The sequence below is a fragment of the Catelliglobosispora koreensis DSM 44566 genome, assembly GCF_000379685.1.
Classification (GTDB): Bacteria; Actinomycetota; Actinomycetes; order Mycobacteriales; family Micromonosporaceae; genus Catelliglobosispora; species Catelliglobosispora koreensis.
The window spans coordinates 1-1054 of sequence record NZ_KB903286.1 but is presented as its reverse complement, the minus strand read 5'-3'; the positions used below and the strand labels follow the sequence as shown (position 1 = coordinate 1054).

Below are 1054 nucleotides of genomic sequence, written 5' to 3'. Positions count from 1 at the left end.
GCCCGACCAGCCAAGCCCATCACCAGACCCACACGGGCACGACCGCTGATCCGATCAGCGACACGGATGTCAGCAAACAGGACACCGTCCACGAACCCACGTTCTACGGGAAAGTTACGTGTCCAAAAAGACACGTGTGCAACCGATCTCGCTGTGCCTACATTGACCAACATCACATCAAAATTTCGGGAGACATGGCTCGTACCCAAGTATTCTCTAGGACCCAGTCGCCGCGCCAGACAGCTGATGGTTCAGGACCCCCTCGCGCAAATGGGTCAGCGGACTACTGTAGATACACCCCCGAGTCCGACTTGCCCTGCGCTCGCTGGTGAGTTCCAAACGTTGTGAGGCTTGCTAATCCGCCGGAAATGCCGAGCATGGCTAACGCGCGATCTAACCACATTGGTTCGTCCGCACAGAGTTGTACCATCAGGTTCAGTTGTTGGGCACGACAAGCCGCCGGTGAACGATGATCGACTCGCGCATACGGGAGCCGGGCAAGGCGCCGCGGAGTCCGAATCCTGCCGACGTTTGCCCAGTCTCGTCCGCGATGGATCCGCCAGGCATGCTCGCCGACGCGACGACTACTCCCAGCGGATGAGCGTATTCAGCGAATAACGGATCAAGGAGGTCATCCAGCGCTATGATCTTTGCTGCCATTGGCATCTGGGCAAATGGAGTCATGGGCCAAAGCGCATTGTTGTTGTCCTGCAGCCAAACCTAGGCCGTGCCCGCAGCCGCTGTCTGTTCCGCCTTTATGCCAACATCCCGACACAAGCGCCCGCTGTGATCCGAACGGACTCTCGGGCCGCTGAGTTCATTGCCAACCGGAGCAGGTCCCGGGGCACCTGTGAGTGGATCGGGTCCCGTTCCCAGCACTGGATCTCCCCTTTTCGCACGCGACAGCAGCGGCCCAAGGTGACTTTCACCGTGTCGGCCAAAATGTTCATGCCGCGTTCCAGCGCCCGGCGGGCGCCCTCATCTTGGCTGGCATGGGCTTTCCCTCCAAGACAACAATTGCGCCTAACTGTTACTTGCTTGCGCTTTCGCATAC

1 protein-coding gene is annotated in these 1054 nt (G+C 59.2%); it reads right to left on the bottom strand.

Annotated features, from left to right (window positions below; translation table 11 throughout):
• Positions 1–435 precede the first annotated feature (435 nt).
• Positions 436–660 carry a hypothetical protein gene (locus A3E1_RS0127945; protein ID WP_020524100.1) on the bottom strand — a complete coding sequence of 75 codons (225 nt, stop codon included), beginning with the start codon at positions 658–660 and terminating at the stop codon, positions 436–438.
• Positions 661–1054: the final 394 nt, after the last annotated feature.

Bases quoted from the DNA above. Each gene is read 5' to 3' on its own strand.
- A3E1_RS0127945 (WP_020524100.1), bottom strand. From the start codon at position 660: ATGGCAGCAAAGATCATAGCGCTGGATGACCTCCTTGATCCGTTATTC.